At 52.0% G+C, this 1036-nt stretch carries 1 protein-coding gene; it reads right to left on the bottom strand.

Features of this window, described 5'->3' with window-relative positions:
• Positions 1-1036 (bottom strand): efflux RND transporter permease subunit (locus ACWHAR_RS23180; RefSeq protein ID WP_452087960.1); only part of this gene is annotated, 1036 nt, incomplete at both ends.

Here is a 1036-nt window from a genome sequence, read left to right as displayed (position 1 = left end):
GGCTGAGCGACCAATTCAACACTTTTTTGTAGAAGTTGGCCAGTACCCCAGGCTTGTGTTCTTTCGCCTTTACCGGCGCGCCTGTCAATGATTTTTTGAAGAGGGTGTGCGCAAGCATCGGCACGAGCGTGATCGCGATCAAGAGGGATGCAGCGAGCGCGAATACAATCGTTAAAGCAAACGGCATGAACAATTCGCCGATTTGACCGCCGACAAGTGCGAGCGGCAGGAATACCGCGATTGTCACGATCGTTGATGACATGATCGGCATGAACATTTCCTTCGTCGCTTCGCGCACGAGCGCTTTTCCGCGCAGCGGCTCATCTTTCAGCCTCATGCGGCGGTAAATGTTTTCGATGACGACGATCGAGTCGTCGACAACCCGTCCGATGGCGACTGTCATGGCGCCGAGCGTCATGATATTCAGCGTGATATCAAGCTGGTTCAGGACGAGCAGTGCGATTAACAATGACAATGGAATCGAAATGACCGAGATTAATGTTGATTTAATATCCCTTAGGAATAAGAGAATGATCACAACCGCAAAGATCGCTCCGAAAATCGCTTTGCTCAGCATCGTCTCGACCGACTCGGTGATCGGTTCGGCCTGATCGTATGTCGAGCTGTATTTGAAGCCTTTGTGGTCTTTTTTGAATTGTTCGAGTTCAGCTTTTACGTTGTCGGCTACCTCGACGGTATTGGCGTCGTTTGCTTTAATGACGCTGATGCCGATGCTGTCTTTGCCATTGGTTCGTGAAATGGATTCGGCTTTTTTGACATCTTTAATCGTTGCGATGTCAGACAGCTTAACCGTCGGGACTCCCGCGCTTTGCTGAGCTTGTCCGGCGCTCTGTGCCCCGGCTTGAGCCTGCGCCCCCTGGGCCGCCTGCGCACTTTGCGCTCCGGCTTGCGCGCTTGCGCCTCCGGCAGACGCCGCTGGAATTCTCATATTTTTCAAGTCTTTAATTGTGTCGATATCGCCGCTGACGACGACCGATTTTTCTTCTTTGCCGAATGTGTACAACCCAAGCGGAGT

It is taken from the genome of Bacillus sp. LR--39 (assembly GCF_053613335.1).
Note: the sequence above shows the minus strand (reverse complement) of the source record. Positions and strands in the feature narration are given on the sequence as shown.